Source organism: Streptosporangium sp. NPDC051023 (genome assembly GCF_040689595.1).
GTDB lineage: Bacteria > Actinomycetota > Actinomycetes > Streptosporangiales > Streptosporangiaceae > Streptosporangium.
In genome coordinates this window covers 120,144-143,500 of record NZ_JBFBCE010000015.1, presented here as the reverse complement: position 1 = coordinate 143,500, position 23,357 = coordinate 120,144, and the positions used below count along the sequence as shown (strand labels likewise).

Annotated in this window: 17 protein-coding genes; 6 read left to right on the top strand and 11 right to left on the bottom strand. The window is 66.8% G+C overall.

Annotated features, from left to right (window positions below):
- Positions 1-104: 104 nt before the first annotated feature.
- On the bottom strand, positions 105-305 hold the full coding sequence (locus tag AB0395_RS12970; RefSeq protein ID WP_366280118.1) for a hypothetical protein: 201 nt from the start codon (positions 303-305) through the stop codon (positions 105-107).
- 106 nt (positions 306-411) lie between these two features.
- Between AB0395_RS12970 and AB0395_RS12965 the strand changes: the two genes are divergently transcribed.
- From AB0395_RS12965 to AB0395_RS12955, 3 genes are all read left to right on the top strand, one after another.
- Positions 412-1,284 carry a M48 family metalloprotease gene (locus AB0395_RS12965; RefSeq protein WP_366280115.1) on the top strand — a complete coding sequence of 291 codons (873 nt, stop codon included), beginning with the start codon at positions 412-414 and terminating at the stop codon, positions 1,282-1,284.
- Positions 1,285-2,060: 776 nt separating this feature from the next.
- Complete coding sequence (locus AB0395_RS12960; protein ID WP_366280113.1) at positions 2,061-9,713, top strand: polymorphic toxin-type HINT domain-containing protein; 7,653 nt, start codon at positions 2,061-2,063, stop codon at positions 9,711-9,713.
- 37 nt (positions 9,714-9,750) lie between these two features.
- On the top strand, positions 9,751-10,113 hold the full coding sequence (locus tag AB0395_RS12955) for a hypothetical protein (protein ID WP_366280112.1): 363 nt from the start codon (positions 9,751-9,753) through the stop codon (positions 10,111-10,113).
- A gap of 93 nt (positions 10,114-10,206) precedes the next feature.
- Here AB0395_RS12955 and AB0395_RS12950 read toward each other — a convergent pair whose 3' ends face one another.
- The 5 genes from AB0395_RS12950 to AB0395_RS12930 all read right to left on the bottom strand — a co-directional run bounded on the left by AB0395_RS12950 (position 10,207) and on the right by AB0395_RS12930 (position 13,710).
- Complete coding sequence (locus tag AB0395_RS12950) at positions 10,207-10,668, bottom strand: transposase (RefSeq protein WP_366280110.1); 462 nt, start codon at positions 10,666-10,668, stop codon at positions 10,207-10,209.
- Between the two features lie 96 nt (positions 10,669-10,764).
- Positions 10,765-11,340 carry a helix-turn-helix domain-containing protein gene (locus tag AB0395_RS12945; protein ID WP_366280108.1) on the bottom strand — a complete coding sequence of 192 codons (576 nt, stop codon included), beginning with the start codon at positions 11,338-11,340 and terminating at the stop codon, positions 10,765-10,767.
- A 105-nt stretch (positions 11,341-11,445) separates the two neighbouring features.
- Positions 11,446-11,940 carry a hypothetical protein gene (locus AB0395_RS12940; RefSeq protein WP_366280106.1) on the bottom strand — a complete coding sequence of 165 codons (495 nt, stop codon included), beginning with the start codon at positions 11,938-11,940 and terminating at the stop codon, positions 11,446-11,448.
- A gap of 256 nt (positions 11,941-12,196) precedes the next feature.
- Entirely contained in the window at positions 12,197-12,973 is a 777-nt protein-coding gene (locus AB0395_RS12935; protein WP_366280105.1) for a neutral zinc metallopeptidase, read from the bottom strand.
- A gap of 152 nt (positions 12,974-13,125) precedes the next feature.
- Positions 13,126-13,710: a neutral zinc metallopeptidase gene (locus tag AB0395_RS12930; RefSeq protein WP_366280103.1), complete on the bottom strand. Its 585-nt coding sequence runs from the start codon at positions 13,708-13,710 to the stop codon at positions 13,126-13,128.
- Here AB0395_RS12930 and AB0395_RS12925 point away from each other — a divergent pair.
- Entirely contained in the window at positions 13,709-13,921 is a 213-nt protein-coding gene (locus tag AB0395_RS12925) for a hypothetical protein (RefSeq protein ID WP_366280101.1), read from the top strand. The two genes, AB0395_RS12930 and AB0395_RS12925, sit on opposite strands and share 2 nt — an antisense overlap.
- Positions 13,922-14,147: 226 nt before the next feature.
- A complete protein-coding gene (gene dxs, locus AB0395_RS12920) occupies positions 14,148-16,133 on the top strand; it encodes a 1-deoxy-D-xylulose-5-phosphate synthase (protein ID WP_366280099.1) in 1,986 nt (661 codons plus the stop codon).
- Between the two features lie 214 nt (positions 16,134-16,347).
- On the opposite strand, the gene AB0395_RS12915 is transcribed toward dxs, so the two are convergent.
- Positions 16,348-17,019 (bottom strand): VTT domain-containing protein, encoded by a 672-nt coding sequence (locus AB0395_RS12915; RefSeq protein ID WP_366280096.1) that lies wholly within the window; start codon positions 17,017-17,019, stop codon positions 16,348-16,350.
- Positions 17,020-17,162: 143 nt separating this feature from the next.
- Between AB0395_RS12915 and AB0395_RS12910 the strand changes: the two genes are divergently transcribed.
- A complete protein-coding gene (locus AB0395_RS12910; RefSeq protein WP_366280094.1) occupies positions 17,163-18,668 on the top strand; it encodes an amino acid permease in 1,506 nt (501 codons plus the stop codon).
- Between the two features lie 104 nt (positions 18,669-18,772).
- On the opposite strand, the gene AB0395_RS12905 is transcribed toward AB0395_RS12910, so the two are convergent.
- From AB0395_RS12905 to AB0395_RS12890, 4 genes are all read right to left on the bottom strand, one after another.
- A complete protein-coding gene (locus AB0395_RS12905) occupies positions 18,773-19,219 on the bottom strand; it encodes an SSI family serine proteinase inhibitor (RefSeq protein WP_366280091.1) in 447 nt (148 codons plus the stop codon).
- A gap of 199 nt (positions 19,220-19,418) precedes the next feature.
- Positions 19,419-21,491, bottom strand: a complete 2,073-nt coding sequence (locus AB0395_RS12900; RefSeq protein WP_366280132.1) for a 3-hydroxyacyl-CoA dehydrogenase NAD-binding domain-containing protein — start codon at positions 21,489-21,491, stop codon at positions 19,419-19,421.
- 26 nt (positions 21,492-21,517) lie between these two features.
- Positions 21,518-22,717 (bottom strand): thiolase family protein, encoded by a 1,200-nt coding sequence (locus AB0395_RS12895; RefSeq protein WP_366280089.1) that lies wholly within the window; start codon positions 22,715-22,717, stop codon positions 21,518-21,520.
- A gap of 156 nt (positions 22,718-22,873) precedes the next feature.
- Positions 22,874-23,341 carry a MarR family transcriptional regulator gene (locus AB0395_RS12890; RefSeq protein ID WP_366280087.1) on the bottom strand — a complete coding sequence of 156 codons (468 nt, stop codon included), beginning with the start codon at positions 23,339-23,341 and terminating at the stop codon, positions 22,874-22,876.
- Positions 23,342-23,357 lie beyond the last annotated feature (16 nt).

Genomic DNA, 23,357 nt, shown 5'->3' with positions numbered 1-23,357 from the left:
CACTAGATCGAGCCTTTCTGAGATACACGTCGAAGGTATTGCGGGATACATCGATCTCGTCTGATTGGCCGGGTGAACCGCCGGTGTGCGGCACCGATACGAGTTCAGCGGTTGCGGAAGTAACGGCCGTGCTGCGCCGAAACGCGACCCTCAAGCTCCATGACCAGCAGCATGGAGGACAGTTCCGCGGTCGTCAATCCAGTACGGTGGACCAGTTCATCCATACCGGTAGGGTCCGGAAAGTCATTGTCTTCCGGGGGAATCGCCGGGACAATCTTCCCAACGGGGAAGGGGAGTACCCTCACGCTGCCTGGTCGTCAGTACGGCTAACGCCCGGTCAGGCAGGGCTCGCTCGGACACACGGGCCAGGGGAGACCTTCCAGCTACGTCGACGTGGCTGGAAGGAGAAGCATGCACAGCCACACCCCTCACGGTCTGCACGTCCGGATGTTCGTCTCGATGGCGCTGCTCGGCCTGGTCTACGCGATCCCGGTGGTCGCCGCCCTCTGGATCGGCGTCCCCTGGCCCGCCGTCGCCGTCATGGCGGCGCTGACCGTCGCCTTCCAGTGGTTCGGCACCGAATGGCTCGCCCGGCGGGCCGCGGGAGCGAGGTTCGTCGACGCGGAGCGGGAACCAGAGCTGCACGCGGTGCTCGACCGGCTCTGCGCGCTCAACGACCTGCCCAAGCCGCGCGTCGCGGTCAGCCTCGATGCCGTCCCGAACGCCTTCACCGTCGGGCGCTCCCGCAGACACACCACCGTGGTCGTCACCAGCGGGCTGCTGCGCACCCTGGAGCCCGACGAGCTCACCGCGGTGCTTGCCCACGAGGTCGCGCACATCCGCCATCGCGACGTCGCGGTGATGACACTGGCCAGCTCGTTCGCCATCGCGCTCGCCTGGGTCGGGCGCAGCACGGGGCGGGCGTTCGTGTACGCCCCCGGCGAGCTGTTCGAGGCGGGCGTGCTCGGCGTGGCCATCGTGCTCGTCGGCGCCTGCGCCGCCCTGCTCGGCGCCCTGGCTCAGCTGCCGCTGCGCGCGCTCAGCCGCTACCGTGAGCTGGCGGCCGACCATGGCGCGGCCGTACAGCTCGGCCAGCCCGCCCTGCTCGCCTCAGCCCTCCTCAAGGTCCACAACCGCGACGCCATCCCCCGCGCCGACCTCCGCGCCTCCCGCATCCCCGCCCTGGGCCTGGTCGCCTGCCGCCCCGCCCGCTTCTCCTGGCTGTCCACCCACCCGTCCGTCTCCACCCGGGTGAACAGGCTGGAGTCCCTGCTGCGCGGGTGATCCCCGGCACGATGTGCCCGCACCCGGTCGTCCGGAGACGGCCGGGTGTCCTTCGGCACCGTCGAATCCGAATGTCTTCCTATGAGGTGAGGGCATTACTGTGTGGAGTTTGTGAAACACGGAAAGGAGTTTCATCAAATCGTTCTGTGCTTTCTGGTTTTCGAGGTGAAGGGGAAGGTTATGGATTCTTGTCGCCTCTCGTGTCGATCCTTGTGTTGTCACGATCGGTGATCAAGGGTGCGGTAATTCGATATTTCAGGTGAACATCTGATCGTGAACTTATTTTCTTCTTATGAAGATCTTGTGTGTCCGAACGATCGGTGTATATATTCTGCTCGTTTGTGCTGATCATGCCTCGAGCCGTCGGTCCGGTGCTGGCCGGAGTCTCCTGCGGGGTGAGGTGAAGCGGGCGCATTGGTTATCGCGCTGACTGGTTCGGAGAGTGACGGAATATGCGCCGCACGTTGCCGTGGAGTCGTTCGGGTCGGTTGATTCTCGGAGTGGTTTTCGTCATTACGGCGCTACTCATTCCAGATATTCGAACTCTTCGCTACGATGCGGCCGCTGCTGACTCTTTCGGAGCGTTCTCCGCCCGTCCGGTGACGCCGGTTCAGCTTTCAGGCACGGCGCGAGGCCTGCCCTCCCTGGTGGGAACGGCGGCCACGACCACCACCGCCAAGCCGGGACCGGCTACAAGGAACGCCGGTCCTCCCAAGAAAGCCCTGAGCGCGGATGTCAGGGGCTTTGAGAAGAGCAGCCGTGCTCTCCACCCCCGAGTGCCGTCGAAGGCGGCCGAGCACACGCGGGAAACCAAGGGGCGGACGGGGGGTGACGCCAAGCTGATGGCGGCTGGCGGATGTGACAGCGAACCGTGCATCCGGACGTTCAACGTCTATCCACAGGACGACTCCCTGGTCGAGACGCTCACCCCGCTCATGACCGGCAGCGCGCGCATCTACGGTCCGTACAGCGGGGGAATCGCAGGGGAGTACTCCTTTTCCGTCCACTGCAACATGGACATGGAGCACTGGGAAAACCTGTGCGCCCAATCCGGGTGGATCGACGACGGAAGCTGGCGGATGCCCTCGGGCCTCCTGCAGTGGGGCAAGGAATACTGCGTGGAGTTCGGCGCCCGCTACTACGAGGGCACGGTGGATTGGGAGTTCAGCTGCTTCGTGACCGGAATCCGCCAGCCCGTTGTGGCATCGATGCTGGGGACTTCCGGAGCCAACGGCCAGGAGTTCCACCAGCTGCCGGGAAACTACACCACGACCGTCACCGACGCGCAGGTCTCGTCCGTGGGCGACGGTCTGGCGGTGACGCGCTCGTACAACAGCCTCGACCCCCGGAAGGACGGTATTTTCGGCGCGGGCTGGAGCACGCGCTGGGACATGCGGATCCGGCCCGAGACAGGCAGCGGCGCGCAGACCCTCCTGGTGACCTACCCCCAAGGACAGATACTGCGGTTCATCGCCAAGGGGGACGGGACCTTCCAGCCACCTCCGGGGACGTACGCGACGCTCGCGGAGGTCACCGGTGGCGGCTGGCGCCTGATGGACAAGTCATCGACCGTCTACGTCTTCGACGCTCAGGGCCGCCTGCTGAAGGTCACCGACAGCCGGGGACGCGACCAGAATCTGGTGTACGGAACCGATGGCAAGTTGGCCAAGGCGACCGCCACAGGCGGCCGGTCGCTGACTTTCACATGGAACGGCACACACGTCGCGTCGGTCTCCACCGACCAGGTGAACGGCACCCCGCTCACCTGGTCCTACACCTACGACGGCGACAAACTCACCCAGGCGTGTTCCCCGCTCCAGGCGCCGAACTGCACGACCTACACCTACACCAGCGGCTCGCTGTACAAGGACCGAGTGCTGGACGCCGACCCGGTCGGATACTGGCGTCTGGGAGAGAACGGCACCGGGTCAAACTGGCATCAGCCGAGGTCATGCGTCTACGATCCCACGGCGGCTGTCTGCACGCCGCCGGCCGCCGAGACCGCGCGTGATCTCACCGGGATCTCCGGCACCGCCATCTACGATGGCGTGACGCAGCGAGGCCGCCCCGGCCCGCTGGCGGGAACCGGGGACACGGCCGTCCTGCTCGACGGGCCCTCATGGAGTGGCAGCACCTACATAAGGCTGCCGCGCAACGCACTTGCCTCGCGCCACATCAGAATGTCCGCCGAAATGTGGTTCAAGACCACCAAGTCGGGTGTGCTGATGTCGGCTGCGGATACGCGCAGCCGCTATGGCTACACAGGAGGAAGCCCCAACGAGGAGCCGATTCCCACTCTCCTGTACATCGGCACGGACGGAAAGCTACGCGGTCAGCTGTATCGCGGTGCGACGGCCTCGAACGTCATGACCACCAGCGCCACCGTCAACAACGGACAGTGGCACCACGTGATCATCACCGGCGACGGTCCCACGGAAACGCTCTACCTGGATGGACAGCAGGTGGCGACGCGAACCGGATCGCAACCCGACCCCGAGCTGTGGCTGGAATACGCCCGGGTCGGCACCGGCCAGTTCCTCAGCGACTGGCCCGGCGCACCGTCTCCTGGCCCGTACGCCTACAGCACCTTCAACTTCGAAGGAGAAGTGGACGAGGTCGCGATCTACGACAAGGCGCTGAGCCTCGGCCAGGTCACCGACCACTACGCCGCGAGAGTCGCGGCGCCTCACCTTCTTGAGAAGATCACCTTGCCCTCGGGGCGGGTCTGGGCTCAGAACACCTACGATGCCGCAACGGACCGGCTCAAGACCCACACCGATCGGAACGGCGGTACGTGGACGCTCAGCGAGCCCGTCTACGACCAGGCGACAGACCTTTCCACGGTCACGGTGACCGACCCGCGCAACGAGACCCTGAAGTACACCCACGACGCGTGGCGCGGCTATCGTCTGACCTCGCAAACCGACCAGCTTCTCAAAAAGACGAGTTACGACTACGACACCGGTGGATTCCTCTCCAAGGTCGAGGACCCCAACGGGAACGTCAGTGAGAGTTTCCACGACGCGCGCGGGAACACGATCAGCACCAAGCAGTGCCGTACGGCAGGCAACTGCCAGACCGCGTACAACGCGTTCTACCTGAACAACAACGACCCCTTCGACCCGCGCAACGACCGCCTGCTCGTCTCCCGCGATGCGCGATCGTCGAGCGCCACAGACAACACCTACGCCACCATCTCCGAATACACCGCTTACGGAGACCTGGCCAAGGTGACCACTCCGGCCACCCCGGACTTCCCCAACGGCCGGTCGACGACCTACACCTACACCGACGGCACCGAGCCCGCGATCGGCGGGGGCACCATCCCGGCGGGCCTGCCGAAGTCGCAAAAGAACGCCAAGGGCGACGAGACCACCTATCGCTACACCGCAGCCGGCGATCTGGCCGAGCAGACCAGCCCGTCCGGCCTGGTCACCGCGTTCACCTACGACGCGGTGGGCCAGGTGACCTCCCGCAAGGAGATCTCCCAGGCCAACCCGGACGGCGTGACCACCGCGTTCACCTACGACGGAGTCGGGAGGCTGCTGACGCAGACCGCCCCGGGGGTGAAGAACGAGGTCACCAACGTCACCCACACCGCCAAGGCGACCTACACCTACGACGCGGACGGCAACAAGCTCACCGAGACCCTGGCCGACCTGACCGGCGGCGACCCGGCGCGCACCACCACCTACACCTACGACACCCACGGCCGGGTGGAGACGGTCACCGACCCCGAGAACGGGGTGACCCGTGCCGCCTGGGACGCCACCGGCGCCCAGGTCTCGGCGACCGACCCACTGGGCACGGTGACGACGTTCGGCTACACCAAGCGCGGTGAACCGGCCACGAAGACGCTGAAGAACTGGACCGGCAGCCCAGTCAGCCCGCAGCCCGCCCAGGATGTGGTGCTGGAGTCCAACGCCTACGATTTCACAGGCAGGCTTGCCAGCAAGGTCGACGCAATGGGCCGCAAGACCTCCTACACCTACTTCACCGACAACCGCGTGTCACAGGTGATCGCTGACGACGTGCGGTTGAACGGCTCCACCACCACGACGGACGTGGTGTTGCAGGACAACACCTACGACGCGGCCGGAAACCTCACCAAGCAGGTCACCGGCGGCGGCAAGACCACCGTCGACTACGTCTACGACGCCGCCGGTCGGACCACATCCACCACCCTCGATCCGGCCGCACTCAAGCGCAAGACCGCCTACATCTACGACGCGGCCGACAACGTCACCCGTAGGACCTACACCGGCGCGGGCACCACCCGTACCGAGGTCATCGACTACCAGTACAGCGCGCTGGGACAGGTGACGCGGCAGACGGTGGAGAACGGCGCCACCGATCTCGTGACGACCTGGACCTATGACGACCGCGGCATTCTGACCGCGCAGACCGACCCGCGCGGCAACGCCTCCGGCGCCACCGCCGCGGACTTCACCATCACCCTGCGCCATGACCTGGCCGGGCAGCTGGTGGAGACGAAGGCCCCGCAGGTGAAGATCGAGAAGAACGGTTCAGCCGCCGACGGGCGGCCCGTTGTGAAGTACGGCTACGACGCCGCCGGCCTGCGCACTCATGTCGTCGAACCGGAAGGGCGGACCATCGTCTCCGTCTTCGACAAGGTAGGTCGTCCGACCTTGCTCACCAACTCTTCCTACATTCCGCCGGGCGGGACCGCGGTCATTCCGAAGATCGAAGTGGGCTACGACGCGGCGGGCCGCAGGACCACGATCACCGACGAGCGGGGATACGTCACCACGACGCAGTACGACGCGCTCGGCAACCCGGTGCGGGTGACCGACCCCGGGCCCTCGGGACCAGGGGGCCAGTGGGTGTCGGAGTTCGATCTGCTGGGCGAGGAACTGGCGCAGGTGGATCCGACCGGCGGACGAATCGAGGCGACGTACGACGACCTGGGCCGGAAGATCACCCAGACCCAGATCGAACGTAAGCCGACCACCGCGGCGTTCACCACGACGCTGACCTACGACACCGCAGGCAACCTCACCAAGAGCGTCGCCCCGGGATCGGGTAACAGGACCGCCACCTATACGGTCAACGCGGCCGGAGATATCACCTCGACCACCGACCCGCTCCTGCATACCTCCACCCTCGACTACGACCTGCAAGGACGCGAGATCAAGGCCACCGACGCCTTGGGCAACGCCACCGAGACCGAATACGACCTCGCCGGACGGAAGATCGCCAACAAGGACCTGAACAGCACCAGCGCACTCGTCCGCACTCTCGGATTCGGCTACGACCTGGCAGGCAACCGCACCAGCACCACCTCGGGGGAAGGGCATGTCACCCACGCCGAGTTCGATGCGCTTAACCGAATGACCTCCCTGATCGAGCCGGTCACCGCCAGCAAGTCGATCACCACGACATTCGGCTACGACGCCACCGGCAGCCGGACACGCACCACCGACGGCCGCGGCAACCCGACCTGGACCACCTACAACACCCTGGGCCTGGCCGAGTCGGTCATCGAACCGGTGACCACCGCCCACCCCGCGGCCGTCGACCGGACCTGGACCACCCTCTACGACGCCGCCGGCAACCCTGTTTCTACCTTGCAGCCCGGCGGTGTCCGCATCGACCGGACTTTCGACCCCGTTGGCCAGATGGTGAAACAGATCGGCAGCGGTGCCTCCGTGACCACACCGGGCCGCGACATCTCCTACGACCCGGCAGGCCGGCGGACCGCGATCGGGGACTACACCCTGGAGTACAACGACCGCGGCCTGCTGACCAAGGTGTCCAAGGCCACCAACCAGGTCGCCACCTACGCCTACGACGCCTTGGGCAACCCCACCCAGCGCGTCGACCCAACCGGCACCGCGAACTTCACCTGGGACAACGCCAACCGCCTGGCTACCGCCGGCGACCCGGTGACGGGACGCTCCTGGACCTACGGCTACGACAACGCCGACCGGCTCACCAGCCAGACCTCGGCCAACCCAGTCAACACCCAGAGCTACACCTACGACGCCGTCGATCGGCTCGCCAGTCACACCCTGAAGAACAGCGGTGGGACCGAGCTGGCGAAGATCGTCTACGGGTGGGACAAGGACGACAACCTCACCACCAAGACGACCACAGGGACGGCGGGCGCGGGCACCAACGCCTACGCCTACGATCGCACCGGACGTCTGACGTCCTGGACCGCCCCGGGTGGCGCCACCACCGACTACGAATGGGACGACGCTGGCAACCGCACCAAGGCCGGCAGCAAGACCTACACCTACGACGAGCGCAACCGCCTGACCTCGGGGGACAGCAGCGACTATGCCTACACTCCCCGCGGCACCCTGGCCACCGAGACCAAGGCAGGCGTCACCAAGAACCTGACCTTCGACGCCTTCGACCAGCTCATCTCCGATGGAGACGCCACCTACGGCTATGACGCGCTGGGCCGGATGACCTCGCGTACCCAGGGAGGCAATCAGCAGCGCTTCACCTACTCGGGGCTGGAGAACGACGTCGTCGCCGTCGCCGACGCGGCCAACACCACCCTGGCCAAGTACGGCCGCGACCCCTTCGGTGGTCTGCTGAGCCTACAGGAGGGGGGGACGGCCGCGCTCGGGGTGATGACCGATCTGCACGGCGACCTGGTCGGAACCTTCTCCGGCACCGCCCTGACCGACTCGGTTGCCTACGACCCCTTCGGTGAGGTTACCCACCGCTCCGGCACTCGGCGCACGCTCGGCTATCAGGGGGAGTACACCGACCCGGACACCGGCAAGGTCAACATGTACGCCCGCTGGTACCAGCCTGGCACTGGCGCCTTTACTTCCCGTGACAGCGTTACCCTTACCCCGGACTCGTCCGTCCAGGTCAACCGCTACACCTACGCCAACGCCGCCCCCCTCAGCAACAGTGACCCAGACGGCCACGCCGCACGAGACACCTCGACGATGGGATCCCCCATCTCCATGGGAGGCGCCCGTATCGCATATCCGGAAAGCGACCTTCCGCAGTTCGGCTCCATCTCGATCACCCCGGGCTACAATCCGGAGCCCACGGTTCCCGGTGGAAGAATCAACGAGGAAAACGACGGACTCGGCTGGATACCACCACTGATCGATCCAAGGGAAGCGGAGAGGATCGGCTACACCGAGGAAGGCAGACCGAAGGAGCCCACGACAGGCCTTCTCCTGGCCGCGAATCCTCCTCTTCTCCTGGACTCAAGCGGAATGGGCGCGTGCATGCAGGTCAACAGTGCCGCATGCAAGAAGATATGGAAACAGTGCGACATCGACTACTCGAAGAGCGCATGTGACGCTTGGCGTGCAGCTGCGCGAGAAGTAATTCTTCTGAGGAAGTTCAAAGAAGGCTGCACTGTCGGCAAGGTGGGCAAGGGACTTGGGGATAAGGCCTGCAGCAGTTTGGTGGGGCTGCTGCAAATGGACACCGAAGACTGGAAACGTCTGGTCGATAAAGCATTCTGGGATTCGCTTGGCAAAGCGGCACTAAGAGCCCTCAATGCAACCATCGAATTCTTCATAGAAGATGCAGTAGGCTGCATGAACGGCAGCTTCTCCTCATGTGCTTGGCTCACCTTGGACCTAGCGAGCGCCCGTGGCCTGAGAATCATGAAGGGTATGGCAAAGGCCTTCATTAAGCTGGGTGAAGGTCTTAAGAAGGTCGAGAAACTCTGCAACAGTTTCCTACCCGGAACTGAAGTGCTCATGGCCGACGGCTCCAGAAAGCCGATCGAAGAAGTTAGGACGGGCGACCACGTGGTCGCCACAGACCCCGATACAGGAGAGAGCGGGGCCCGGACCGTCATCGCGCTACTGGTCAGTAGTGGGACCAAGGAACTCGTCCGTCTCCGAGTGGACACGGACGGTGCTGCCGGCGACGAGACCGGCCAGGTCGTCGCGACCATGGGACACCCTATCTGGGCCATCGGTCGAAACCGCTGGATCGACGCTGGCGAGCTGACCCCGGGGACGCGCCTCCTCGCCTCGAGTGGTGCCAGCCTGGAGTTACTCTCCGCCGACAAGTACGTTCAGGACGACCAGCAGGTCTATAACCTGACGGTTGAAGGGATTCACTCCTACCACGTCGCGGTAGGCAACGAAGACATCCTCGTCCATAACTCCAACTGTACTAGGATAATCTCGGAAATTGGCAAGGACTCACTCCTTACCCGTGCTGCCGAAGAGGCGGGCAAGAGTAATCAAAGCGGTTTGGACGCTCTTTTTAAGGAGCTCCTGAAGGGAAATATGAATCCCGGAATAGGCTCAAGTCATCTGGGTAGTGGAACCGATGTAATGTATGCGCGAACCCGTCGTGGGGCGAGGCTGTTCTATCGAAACGTAAACGGCGTGATAGTGATCGTCGGAAAATCAAACAAGAAGAACGAACAGAAAGTGATAGACCGGCTAATAAATCTGTATGGGAAGTGAAGTTTAATGAAAGATAAAAGAGGGCTATCGAGGCTTTATGGTGACTGATGCTTATTGCTCTTGGGAAGAGGAAGGGTTCACTGTAGCCATCCTTCAGGATGGCAAAGAAGACCTTGAACAGATGGAGCTCGGAGACGGCATAATCACCCTCTCGAGCGGTGTCAGATATAGCATTCTGATGGTCACCAGGGAGGAAATTTCACTAATCATGGATCGTCACATGGTGTCCGGGGAGTCGCTCGGTGGTGCGTACCTCGCGGCGCCAGACCTGGTCATCGTCAGAAGCAAGGGTGTGACGAACATGATCGATGTTGTTCGTGACATCGTGAATTCTGGGGAAATAGCTTTGCTTCTCCCTCGAATTGGAGAAGATGGAGCACTGGATATTCCGGAGATGTGATATCCTCTCGGTGACTACTTGCCTTTGGGGCGGAGTGCTCGCCGAATGCTTCACAGCGAGAGAATCCGTGAGAGAAAACTAGTGCTGCGTTCCTCAAAGCAGGTAGATAAACTGACGTCGACGGCGGCGAGGCTCGGGAGCCGGACGACCCCAGATCCAGGGGCGGGCGCGGGTGTTGAGCTGTGTGGTCGCGACGGCGGTGGCGTAGGTGATCTCGCCGGGGTCAGCGAAGGTCTGCCCGGCCAGGGCCTGGCGGCGGAAGATACGCCACCAGGCTTCTTGCAGGTTGAGCCAGCAAGCGCCCTTGGGAATGAACACCTGCTGGATCCGCGGATGGTCAATGAGCCATTCGCGGGTGGAGACGCTGTTGTGACTGGACAGGTTATCGGTGATCACCGCGATCGTTCCGGTCGGGTTGGCCTGCTCCAGCAGCGCCAGAAAACGCTGCCAGCCGGCGCTGTTGCGCGAGGCGGCGCACTTGGTGACCGCCTGGCCGTCAGCAATGCGCAGGCTGCCGTAAACCCAGGTCTTCTCCGGTCCCCGATCGTATTCCAAAGGTGCTTTGACTCGTCGGCCGTCGGATGTCCACCCGGGCGTGGGATCGAAGGTCCGCGGAACCGATCGGGCCGAGCTCATCGGCGGCCACCACGGTCATTCCTGGTGGCGGCCCGGTGTAGAGGGCAACAACGCGGGTTCTTTTGGGGCGAAGTCCGGGTCGTGGCTGGTGGCCCAGGAGCGCGGCCGGCGCCAGCGCACCCCCTCGGCCAGCAAAATTCGCCGTACCGGCGAGCGCGCCACCTCGATGCCCAGCCCGTGGGCGGCTTCGGTCAGCGTGTCCAGCGTCCAGTTGCCCGGTCCGTCCTCCTGGTCCGCGGCCAGCTCACCGGCCTGATCGCGCAGCGGTCGGCCCGGAGGCTGGCTGCGGGCCAGCGCGATGATCTGTGAGCGCTCGGTTTCACTGATCCGCCGTTTACGGCCGACACCAGGCCGATCTCCCAGCCCGTCGAGGCCTTCGGCGTTGAAGCGCGCCAGTCGGTAGCGCACCGTCTTCTCCGCACAGCCGAGCTCGTGGGCGACCTGCGGCACCCGTAGCTGCTCCCAGCTCAACGCGATGATCTGCGCTCTGCGGATCCAGTCGGCTGGGGCATGTCGCGCACCGGCCAGCTTGCGGGTCTTACGTTCCTCCACCACGTTCTTCGGCGCCCGCGCGAACAGGAGCTTCGGCACTGCTCCACCACCTATCAACGACCCGCTGGGCCCTGATAGTACGTCTAATTTGACCACCCAAAAAGGAACAGAGCACTAGGCAGCACAGCATAGGGAAGTCGTCGGTCAGTAGGTGTAGTGGTCGTCGGTCCAGCAGTGGTCGATGGCCTGTATTTCCAGGGACCAGGGCAGGTTGCTTGAGTCCTCGGGGAGGTCGGTTTCCTTCCACAGGTTCAGGCCGATGACTCGTTTTCCTTGTTGTAGTGCCATGTCGGGTCTGCAGGTCAGGGTGCAGGGTATGAACTTCTTGACGTTCTTGGTCCAGCCGACTGTCTCCAGGGCGCTCTCGATATCGGCGCGTTTCATGCCGGGGTCGACGCTCACCTCGAGCCAGGCACCGCTGTTGGCGGAGTCGCAGCCGTCGGAGTCGCTGACGGACAGGACGCGGCTTCTGTCGGGGAAGGCGTCGAGGGTGGCCTTCCAGAGCACGGCGAACTCCTTCGTCGCGCGTTCCCAACAGAGGTCGGCCCTCGTCTGACCGGTGCAGGCCGTGAGCCCGGTGGCGAGCAGGACGGCCGATCCGGCAATTCCGAGCCATCTCCTGAAGTGTTCTCGTGACACGGCATCCTTTGAGGTGTTCGGTGGCCCATGACATTCGAGGCCGAATCCGCTGTTCTCTGTTTTTCTGAGCGGTTCCTCGGGGCGCGGGGCACGTCTTTGACGTGGAGGCCCCCGAAGGTTCAGGCGCTGTGAAGCCGTGGCCGGGAAGAGAGAAAACCACCCGTCGCGCGGCTGTGGGGCGGCGGCGGGTGGTTGTTTGAAACGTCGGACACACCCCGTCAGAGAGATCAGGGGTGGGGAGCCTCAAGGACCGAGGTCAGGAGACCTTGGGCTTGGGGGCGGTGAAGGTGTTGCAGACGTCGGGGCTCTCGGCGTCGAAGCCGCGGCGGATCCAGTAGGCGATGTTGACGGACTTGCCGTGGCTGGCCGTGTCGTAGGCCGCCTGGATCACGTAGGACAGGTCGGACTCACGGCGGCCCAGGGACTGCCAGACGCTGCCGATGAAGGCGCCGCTGAAGCACTCGGCCTGGAGCTCGATCTTGCGGATGTCGGCGAGGAGAGCCTTCTGGGTCTTGTACTTGCGGTTGAGGGTGTTCATGATGCCGGTGAGCTGCTGCACGTGGTGGCCGTACTCATGGGCGATCACCTCGAACAGGAACAGCTCGGTCGCCTGGGAGAGGATGCCCGGGTCGAGCAGGAAGGTGATCTTCTTGTTGAGCGGGCAGTAGACCGCCTGGGCGCCCTTGGGGAACTTGCCGCAGCCGGTGGGCGTGCCCACGTGCGAGGTCGTGGCGAGCTTGGGCTTGGAGAACGGAATCCTGGCCCTGGTCAGCTGGTCCTCCCAGCTGGTGTTGAGGCAGTCGACCACGAACTCGAGATAGACCCGCGCGGCGTCGAGGTCGTCGGGCTGGATCGGCTGCTCCTCGCACGCCTTGATCTCGAATTTGCCGCTCTTGTAAACCGGGCTACTCGTCGCGGGGCTCTTGCCCGCGGGCACCGGCCCGTTCTGCGCGAGGGTGCCCGCGCTGGCCGTACCGGCGAACAGCAGGCTCGCCAGCACGCCGGAAAGTAGGGGAATGACGGAGATACGCATGATCCCGAACCCTAATGGAGGTAAAAGGGAGGGTAAAGCGAAATGCGGCCGTACGGAGGGTACGGCCGCATGGTTCGAAAAGGAAACGGTCGACCCGCGGGGGAGTGCGGACGCCCCCGCGGGGCGACAGAGGGCTCAGACGCCGTGGAGGGTCAGGAGACCGTACGGCTCGGCGCGGTCCAGGTGTTGCACGCCGACGGGGAGCCGGAGTTGAAGCCGCGCTCCATCCAGTAGGCCTGGCTGGTGCCCTTGCCGTGGTCGTTCTTCACCCAGGCCTTTTGGCCGTTCGCCGAGACCCACTCGACCATCGAGTCCCACTGCTCCTGCTCGACCGGCAGGTCGGCGGAGATCTGGCGCAGGAAGGCGGAGCCCAGGCAGTCGGCCTGCAGTTCGAGGCGGCGGGAGAAGGCGAGCTTGGTCGTGGCCCCGGCGCGCCAGATGCTCTGGCCGTAGTAGTTCATGACTCCCATGAGCTGCTGCACGTGGTGCCCGTACTCGTGGGCCATGAACTGGGCGTGGTTGGGGGCGTACGGGTTCTTCAGCACGTCACGGAAGACACCGATGTAGATCATGCGGTTGCTGGAGCAGTAGTAGCCGCCCGCGCCCGCGGGCCAGCGGCCGCAGGGGCTGCTGACCTTGGTGGTGACGAAGCGCAGCGTCGGCTGGGAGAAGGGCAGCTTCGCCTTCCTGAACTGGGTCTTCCACGCCAGGTTCAGGCAGCGGTTGATACGGGTCATGAAGTACCGGTACGAGGCCGCGCTCCCCGCGCGGATCTGCCCGGCCCCACAGCGCAGTGTGGGGAGAGTGCCCGTGCGGTACAGCGGGTTGGCCGTCGCGGCGGCACGGCCGCTCGGTACCTGGAGCTTCACGGAGGTGCCGGAGGCGGCCGAGGCCTGTGCGGTTGAGGGGGAGGAGGCGCCCGCGGAGGCCGCGGTCGCGGGGGCCTGAGGGGCCGGGAGTGCGTCTGCGTTCGCCGTACCAACGCCCATGACCAGGGAAAACGCCAGGGATGCGATGGTGAGTGACGATAGTTGCCTAAAGGGGAGAGTGCTCATGGTGAGGCAAAGGCTATTGCAAGTGTGGATAAAACGTGCAGAATCGTCGTCCCCGGAGGAGGCGTCCGTCACGCGAACTAGACTCGGCTCTGATGCTGACCGACAGAGGGGATGATTCCGTGAGCGAGCGGACCGGGCGGCCTGGCAGTCTGCTGGATTCGGTCAAGGGACCACGGGACCTCAAGGCGCTGGGGGCGGACGAGCTTCCCCGGCTCGCCGCCGAGATCCGGGATCTGCTGATCAGTTCGACGGCGCGTGGCGGCGGTCATCTGGGCCCCAACCTCGGCGTGGTCGAGCTGACGATCGCGCTGCACCGGGTCTTCGACTCCCCCCGTGACCGCATTCTCTGGGACACCGGTCACCAGGCCTACGTCCACAAGATGCTCACGGGGCGGGCGGGGCGTTTCGACCGCCTCCGCCAGGAGGGCGGCCTGTCCGGCTACCCCAGCCAGGCCGAGTCCGAGCACGACGTCATCGAGAACTCACACGCCTCGACCGCGCTGTCCTACGCCGACGGCCTGGCCAAGGCCTACAAGCTGCGCCGTGAGAGCGACCGCACGGTCGTCGCGGTGATCGGCGACGGAGCGCTCACCGGAGGCATGGCCTGGGAGGCGCTCAACAACATCGCGGCGCACAAGGACCTGCCGCTGATCATCGTGGTCAACGACAACGGCCGCTCCTACTCGCCGACCATCGGCGGCCTCGCCTCGCACCTGGCCTCGCTGCGCGCGACCCAGCGCTACGAGGACATGCTGGAGTTCGTCAAGGACAACCTGGCGAAGGTCCCCGTGGTCGGCTCCCCGGTCTACGACGCGCTGCACGGCGTGAAGAAGGGCATCAAGGACGTCCTGGCCCCGCAGGTCATGTTCGAGGACCTTGGCCTGAAGTACATCGGGCTGGTCGACGGCCACGACGAGCAGGCCGTCGAGACCGCGCTGCGCAAGGCCCGCGCCTTCCGCCGCCCGGTCATCGTGCACGTCCTGACCAAGAAGGGCTTCGGCTACTCCTTCGCGGAGAACCACGACGAGGACTGTTTCCACTCGCCCAGCCCCTTCGACCCGCTGACCGGCGAGGAGAAGCCCAAGCCGCACGGCTGGACCAACGTCTTCAGCCAGGAGATCGTACGGCTCGGCGCCGAGCGCCAGGACATCGTGGCGATCACCGCCGCCATGCTCGGCCCGGTCGGCCTGATCCCGTTCTCCGAGGCGTATCCCGATCGCCTCTACGACGTCGGCATCGCCGAGCAGCACGCGCTGACCAGCGCCGCGGGGCTGGCCCTCGGCGGGCTCCACCCGGTGGTCGCCCTCTACGCGACCTTCCTCAACCGGGCCTTCGACCAGCTCCTCATGGACGTCGCCCTGCACCGTCTCCCGGTCACGGTCGTGCTCGATCGGGCGGGCGTGACCGGCGACGACGGCGCCAGCCACAACGGCATGTGGGACCTGTCGATCCTGCAGGTCATCCCCGGTCTGTCGCTGGCCGTGCCGCGTGACGAGCCGCGCCTGCGCGAGCTGCTCGCCGAGGCCGTCGAGGTCGACGACGGCCCGACCGTGGTCCGTTACCCCAAGGGGCCGGTGGCCGCGGAGATCGAGGCGGTCGGGCGGCTCGGTGAGATGGACGTGCTGCGCGCGGCTCCGAGGCAGACGGGGGCCGACCGGCCGGAGGCGGGGCGGGCGGGCGCCGACTCCGACGCTGACTTCGACGCCGACGTGCTGCTGGTCTCCGTCGGCCCGATGGCCGAGCTGTGCGTCGAGGCCGCCGCCCTGCTCGACGCCCAGGGGATCTCGGCGACCGTGGTCGACCCGCGCTGGGTCAAGCCCCTGGACGAGGCGCTGGTCAAGGCCGCCGCCGCGCACAAGCTGGTCGCGGTCGTCGAGGACAACGGCCGGGTCGGCGGTGTCGGCGACGCGGTCGCCAGGACGCTGCGTGACGCCGACGTGGACGTCCCGGTCCGCACCTACGGCATCCCGCAGCGTTTCCTGGACCACGCGAAGCGGGCGAAGATCCTCAGCGAGATCGGCCTGACCGCGCAGGGCGTCGCCCGCGAGATCACCGAGGCGGTCGCGAAGCGGTCTCCGGATCTGGAGAACCAGCCGGCCCGTTGATCCTCACCGACCGGCCGGTCCCCGGTGACCGGCCGGTCCTCGACGGGTACCCGGTCCCCTCCGGCCCGCGTGTTCCTGGAGGGTGGCCGTCCTCGCCGGTCGGCCTGCTTCTGAAAGGTGGCCGAAGCGAACCGGCTGGGAGGCCCTTGGCGGGCATCTGTTCCCTCACGGTCCTCATCGATGCGGTCCTCGGGTGGAAACCGGTTCCCGTAGGTCAGCTGTTTCCCGCGGGGCCGTTGACCTCCGCCGCCTCGTCGGCCGCGGGCCCGGAGATCTCCGTCATCTCGGCCGCCGCCCTGTTCGCGCGGGTCCGCCGTACGATCACGAACAGGCCCGCGGCCATGATGGCCGCGCATCCGGCGATCGGCACCATCAGGTGCTGGTTGTCGCGCATGAACCCGCCCGCCAGGGAGCCGAGCACCAGGTAGGTGGTCACCCAGACGGAGCTTCCCGTGATCGCCCAGCGGATGAAACGGCTGTACGGCATGCCGAGGCTCCCGGCCAGGACCGGGGTCAGCCCGTTGACCACCGGCAGGAAGTAGGCGGCGGCGAGGGCGGGCCCGCTGCCCTCGCTCGTGGCGATCCGCTCGGCCCGCACCCAGCGGCGTTCGCCGATCCACCGTCCCGCCCTGCTGTGGCGGACACGCGAGCCGTACCGGCGGCCGATCAGCCAGCCGCCGGTCGAGCCGAGGAAGCAGCCGATCACCCCGGCCACCCCCGCGACCGCGATCTCGGCGGGACCCGTCAGCGCGGTTCCCGCGACCACTATCGCCGCGTCCCCGGGGACGACCGCCCCGATCAGCAGGGAACCGTCCAGCGTGAGCAGTGCCAGCAGCACCGCGCCGACCAGATATGGGTCCAACTGGCCCAGCGTGTCCAAGAGCATGACCCCATGCTTCCGCTGGACGGGCAGGAGGACATCGGGACTTTCCCTTAAAGAACCCCGAGTATCACCGTTCAGCAAGTGATCGGGTTGGGCATGACTTGATCCGTAGAAGATGTCGACTGTGGATGGTCAAGGAGGACCCCATGGGGGCTCAACGTGCTAAAGGAGTTCTGCGTGTCAAATCGGTCGAGCAGTCGATCAGGGACACCGAGGCCCCCGAGCACCGGCTGCGCAAGGACCTCTCCGCGCTTGACCTGACCGTCTTCGGGATCGGCGTCATCGTCGGCACCGGAATCTTCGTGCTCACCGGACGGGTCGCCAGAGACCTGGCCGGGCCCGCGGTCGCGCTGTCGTTCGTGGCGGCCGGAATCGTCTGCGCGCTGGCCGCGCTGTGCTACGCGGAGTTCGCCTCGACGGTGCCCGTCGCGGGCTCGGCCTACACCTTCTCCTTCGCCACGCTCGGCGAGTTTCCCGCCTGGATCATCGGCTGGGACCTGACGCTGGAGATGGCCCTCGCCGCCGCGGTCGTCGCGGTCGGCTGGTCGGGCTACCTGACCTCGCTGCTGTCCTCGTTCGGGATCCATTTACCCAGTGCGATCGCCGGGGAGGGGGCGGCCTTCAACCTGCCCGCCTCGCTGATCGTGCTGGTTCTCACCGCCATCCTGGTCGCCGGGGTCAAGCTGTCCTCCCGGGTCAACTTCGTCATCGTCACGATCAAGCTCGCGGTGGTGCTGCTGGTCATCTTCGCCGGACTGTTCTTCATCAACGGGGAGAACTACACGCCGTTCATCCCGCCCGCGAAGTCGACCCCCGCCGTCGGGGGCCTGGCCGCCCCGCTGATCCAGGTGCTGTTCGGGATCACCCCGGTGGCGTACGGCATCTTCGGCGTCTTCGGCGCCGCGGCGATCGTGTTCTTCGCCTACATCGGCTTCGACATCGTCGCGACCGCCGCGGAGGAGACCCGCAACCCCCAGCGCGACCTGCCGATCGGCATCATCGCCTCGCTCAGCATCTGCACCGTCCTTTACGTCGCGGTCTCCCTGGTCGTCGTCGGGATGCAGCCCTACTCGAAGCTCAGCGAGGCCGCCCCGCTGGCCGACGCGTTCAAGGCGGTCGGCCAGACCTGGGCGGCGACGCTCATCAGCATCGGCGCCCTCGCGGGCCTCACCACCGTCGTGATGATCCTCATGCTGGGCCAGTCGCGGGTGCTGTTCGCGATGTCCCGCGACAACCTGCTGCCGCGTGGCCTGGCCAAGGTCCACCCGAGATTCGGCACGCCGTCCCGGATCACGATCATCATGGGTGTCATCGTCGCGATCCTGGCCGGGCTCGTGCCGCTGTCCACGATCGCCGAGCTGGTCAACATCGGCACGCTCTTCGCGTTCGTGGTCGTCTCGATCGCGGTGGTCATCCTGCGCCGCACCCGGCCCGACCTGCCGCGCTCGTTCCGCACCCCGCTGGTGCCGCTGGTGCCCATCCTGTCGGTGCTGGCCTGCGTCTACCTGATGCTCAACCTTCCGGTGGAGACCTGGATCAGGTTCGTCGTGTGGATGATCATCGGTGTCGTCATCTACGCCGGGTACGGCTACCGCCACAGCCGCCTCGCCGAGTCGGCCCCTGACGGACATCAGGGCGTCGGCCCCGCCTGACCTGTCGCGAAGCCCGAGAGCGTGGTGAAGCCCGGGACGCCGCCGTGAGGCGGCCCCGGGCCTCACCGCGTTCCCGGGGCGCTCAGGCGCCGGATCCTGTGAGATCAGAAGGAGAACACCGGGCCGGTGAGCGCGGTCAGCTCGCACCGGTTGTCAAAGGTCCGCTCGAACCGTACCGGCCTGCCCTCCCAGGTTCCTGAGGCGCTCACCGTGTGCGGCACGTACGCCTCGTCGCAGATCAGGTCGATGTCGTAGGTCATCCTCGACAGGTCGCCCCCGAACTTGCCGAGCATGCCGCAGGCGGTGGCGAAGGAGGGCAGGGAGTCGTCCCGGTCGCACTGGAGGGAGACGCTCCTGGCCGGTCCACCGGCGACCGACAGGCTGAGCGTCAGCGACGATCCCGAGGTTGTCAGGGATGCCCCGGAGTCCGAGGCGGAGGAGCCGAGGGCGAGGGAGCTGGAGAAGGTGTCCGAGGCGGGCGACGAGGTCGTGTTCAGCGCGGTCACGACGGCGAACGTCATGGCGGCGGACACGATCTTGACGGTTCTCATGTCACCGGTTATTCCCGGTTATTCCCGCCGTCCGGCAAAGATCGGGACAGGATCGCGTCAAAGATCACCTGTCGCCGGGTCCGTGCTCCGAGAGTACGGCGGGCCGTGACCCGTGACGGGGAAAGGGCCGTGCTCCGTTGGGGGAAGGGGAAGGCGGCCATGACCTGTGTCGGTCGCGGCCACCTTCCCCTGGTGGAGGTCAGGCGGGGACGGAGGCGACGCCCCGGGGCAGGAAACGGGGCTCGGCGATGCCGGTGCGGTCGAGATACGGGGTGACGCCGCCCAGGTGGAACGGCCATCCGGCACCGAGGATCATGCACAGGTCGATGTCCTGGGCCGCCGCGACCACGCCCTCATCGAGCATGATGCGGATCTCCTCGGCGAGGGCCCGCAGGGCGCGCAGCCGTACCTCCTGTGCGGTCGACGGGGAGGTCCCGCCGGAGAAGAAGGCCACCGCCTCCGGGTCCAGCGAGAAGTCAGGGGCGTAGACCCCGGGTTTGCCCGCGGCGACCAGCCTGGCCAGGTTCTCCGAAACGCCGTAGCGGGACGGGAAGGCGGCCTGCATGGTCTCGGCGACGTGCAGCGCGACGGCGGGGCCGACGAGCTGCAGCAACGTGAACGGGGTCATCGGCAGCCCGAGCCCGTCGAGCGCGTGGTCGGCGACCTCCAGCGGGGTGCCCTCGTCGACGGCGCCGATGACCTCGCCCATGAACCGGGTCAGCAGCCGGTTGACCACGAACGCGGGCGCGTCCTTGACCAGCACGGACGACTTCTTCAGCGCCTTGCCCACGGCGAAGGCCGTGGCCAGCGTCGCGTCGTCGGTCGCGGCGCCCCGGACTATCTCCAGCAGGGGCATGACGGCGACCGGGTTGAAGAAGTGGAAGCCGACGACCCGCTCGGGGTGCCGCAGCGCGGAGGCCATCTCGGTGATCGGCAGGGACGAGGTGTTGGTGGCCAGCACGCACTCTGCGGAGACGACCGCCTCGACCTCGGCGAACACCTTCTGCTTGACCTTCAGGTCCTCGAACACCGCCTCGATCACGAAGTCGGCGTCCGCGAACGCGTCCTTGGTCAGCGAGCCGGTCACCAGGGCCTTGAGCCGGTTGGCCTGGTCGGCGGAGACGCGGCCCTTGCCGAGCAGCTTGTCGACCTCGGAGTGCACGTAGCCGACGCCCTTGTCCAGCCTGGACTGGTCCAGGTCGGTCAGCACGACCGGCACCTCGAGGCGGCGGGCGAACAGCAGCGCCATCTGCGAGGCCATCAGGCCCGCGCCGACGACGCCGACCTTGGTGACCTTGCGGGCCAGCTCCCTGTCCGGGGCTCCCGCGGGCCTCTTCGCCCTGCGCTGCACCAGGTCGAAGGAGTACAGGCCCGCGCGCAGCTCGTCACCCATGAGGAGGTCGGCCAGGGCCTGGTCCTCGGCGTCGAAGCCCTCGTCGCGGGAGGCGGTGCGGGCCAGCTCGATCAGGTCCAGCGCGCGGTAGGGGGCGGGGGAGGCGCCGCGCAGCTTCATGTCGACCAGGAAGCGGGCGTCGGCGACGGCCTTCGACCAGTCGTCCGCGGTGTGGTCGGCGCGGGAGACGGTCACCTCGCCGCGCAGCACCCGGGCCGCCCAGCGCAGTGACTCCTCCAGGAAGTCGGCGGGCTCGAACATCGCGTCGGCGACGCCCGCGGCGAAGGCGTCCCCGCCCTTGATCATGCGGTTCTGTGAGAGCGGGTTCTCGATGATCAGCTTGATGGCGGCGGCCGGGCCGATCAGGCGGGGGAGCAGCTGGGTGCCGCCCCAGCCCGGCACCAGGCCGAGGAAGCACTCGGGCAGTGCGACCGCGGGCACGCCAGAGGAGATGGTCCGGTAGGTGCAGTGCAGGGCGATCTCCAGGCCGCCGCCCATGGCCGCGCCGTTCACGAACGCGAACGACGGCACATCCAGCTCGCCGAGGCGGCGGAACACGTCGTGGCCCAGCCTGCCGATCCGCAGCGCCTGCTCCCGCTCGGCGACCGTCGCGGCCCCCTTGAGGTCGGCGCCGACGGCGAAGACGAACGGCTTGCCGATGACGCCGACGGCCGCCAGGTCGCCGCGGGCCGCGACCGCGTCGAGGGCCTCGTCCAGCGAGGTGAGGCCCGCGGGGCCGAAGGTGGACGGCTTGGTGTGGTCGAAGCCGTTGTCCAGCGTGATCAGCGCCATGACGCCCGCGCCGTAGGGCAGCTCGACGTCCTGGACGATCGCCTTCGTGACGACCTCGTCGGCGAACAGTTCCCTGATGTCCGTCACGTTCCCGGTGTCCTTGGCCGTGTCCGTCACTTCGCACCTTCCCAGGCGAGGTTCTCCCAGATGACCGTTCCGCCCATGCCCATGCCGACGCACATCGTGGTCACGCCGTACCGGACGTCGGGGCGCTCGCCGAACTCGCGGGCCAGCTGGGTCATCAGCCGCACACCGGAGGAGGCCAGCGGGTGACCGAAGGCGATCGCGCCGCCGTAGGGGTTCACCCGCGGGTCGTCGTCGGCGATGCCGAAGTGCTCGAGGAAGGCCAGCACCTGTACGGCGAAGGCCTCGTTGATCTCGAACAGGCCGAGGTCGGAGATCGACAGCCCGGCCAGGCGCAATGCCCGCTCGGTCGACGGGATGGGGCCGACCCCCATGACCTCGGGGTCGACTCCCGCGAAGGCGTAGGAGACCAGGCGCATCCTGGCCGTCAGGCCCAGCTCCCGCGCGACGTCCGAGGCGGCCACGATGCAGCCGGTCGCGCCGTCGTTGATCCCGGAGGCGTTGCCCGCGGTGACCCGGCCGTGCGGGCGGAACGGCGTCTTGAGGGTGGCGAGCGCGTCGAGGGTGGTACCCGGGCGGGGCCCCTCGTCGGCGGTCGCCAGGCCCCAGCCCCGCTCCGCCGAGCGGGTGGCCGTCGGCACCAGGTCGGGCTGGATCTTCCCGTCGGCGTAGGCCTTGGCGACCTTCTCCTGGGAGGCGACGGCGAAGGCGTCCGCGCGGTCCTTGGTGATCGTCGGGTAGCGGTCGTGCAGGTTTTCCGCGGTCATGCCCATGACCAGGGCGGAGCCGTCCACGAGCCGCTCGGCGAGGAACCTGGGGTTGGGGTCGACGCCCTCGCCCATCGGGTGGCGGCCCATGTGCTCGACGCCCCCGGCGATGGCGACGTCGTAGGCGCCGAAGGCGATGCCCCCGGCGACCGAGGTCACCGCGGTCATGGCGCCCGCGCACATGCGGTCGACCGCGTAACCGGGCACGGTCTTGGGCAGCCCGGCCAGGACGGCGGCCGAGCGGCCGATGGTCAGGCCCTGGTCGCCGATCTGTGTGGTGGCCGCGATCGCCACCTCGTCGACGCGCTCCGGCGGCAGATTCGGATTACGCCGGATCAACTCGCGGATGACGCGGATCACCAGGTCGTCGGCGCGCGTTTCGGCGTACAGGCCCTTGGGTCCCGACTTGCCGAAGGGCGTGCGCACACCGTCGACGAATACGACGTCACGAGACGAAGGCACGGGTTCGCTCCTCGTTGCTGGGTGGCTACCCCCCTATGCTACTCGCCGGTAACAATCCTTGTCTCCGTGCCGTTTCCGCTCGGCGGCCACCGGCCGTGGTGGTCAGGACTTGACGGCGCCTGAGGTGAGGCCGTTGACGATGTAACGCTGGACACCTCAGTCGTCAGCCAGTGCGGCGGTGGCGTCGCGGCCGGCGCCGGTGGCGCGGCGCAGGAAGCCGACCAGCAGGTCCAGCTCGGCTTCCGTGTATTCGGCGCAGATCTCGTCCATCGCGTGGTTCATGCCGGAGTAGAGCCGGAACAGCTCCGCGTTACGCTCGGGCAGTGCCTTGATCAGCACGGCGCGGCGATCGGCGATGTCGCGCTCGCGGGCCACCCACCCCGCCTTCTCCAACCGGTCCAGGATGCCGGTCAGCGTGGCGGGATGCAGCCCGGCCTGCCGCGCCAAGGCCGTCGGACTGATCGGCCCGCACCTCCCGATGAGGTCGAGGCAGTCAAGATCCACGTCCTTCAGCTCCGCCCGCGCGCTCACCTGCCGGTCGAGCAGAGACAGCTGACCGCGCAGCTCGCGCAGCGCCTCCTTGATCGACGCCGCGGCCCGCCTGCGACGGCGCGCGTCATCCACATTCCCAGATGTGACG